The sequence below is a fragment of the Streptomyces sp. NRRL S-37 genome (assembly GCF_000721605.1).
GTDB lineage: Bacteria > Actinomycetota > Actinomycetes > Streptomycetales > Streptomycetaceae > Streptomyces.
This window is the reverse complement of record NZ_JOIZ01000146.1, coordinates 1-302: the sequence shown is the minus strand read 5'-3', so window position 1 is coordinate 302 and position 302 is coordinate 1. Positions and strand designations below refer to the sequence as shown.

The 302-nt window shown below is 61.9% G+C and carries 1 protein-coding gene; it reads left to right on the top strand.

From position 1 onward, the window contains the following. Nucleotides 1-302: group II intron reverse transcriptase/maturase (locus IH50_RS43080; protein ID WP_037873761.1), on the top strand; the 302-nt coding region annotated here is incomplete at both ends.

The window sequence follows — 302 nt, the reverse complement described above, 5'->3', positions numbered from 1 at the left end:
CCGTCGGATCAACGGCCAGATCGCTCTCCGCGTCCCACGGGATGTGATCAAAGCTAAATGCGCCCCCTATCTCGCCCGCGGAAACCCCGCGAAGAAGACCGCCCTGATCAACAGCAGCGATCACGCGATCGTGGCAACCTTCGGGACCGTCTATCGGGGCGTCGTCCAGTACTACCTGCTCGCCGGAGATGTCTTCCGGCTGCACCGGCTGCAATGGGTCATGGAAACCTCCATGCTCAAAACCCTTGCCGCCAAGCACCGTTCGTCCGTGTCGAAGATGGCCGCCAAGCACAAGGCCCGAA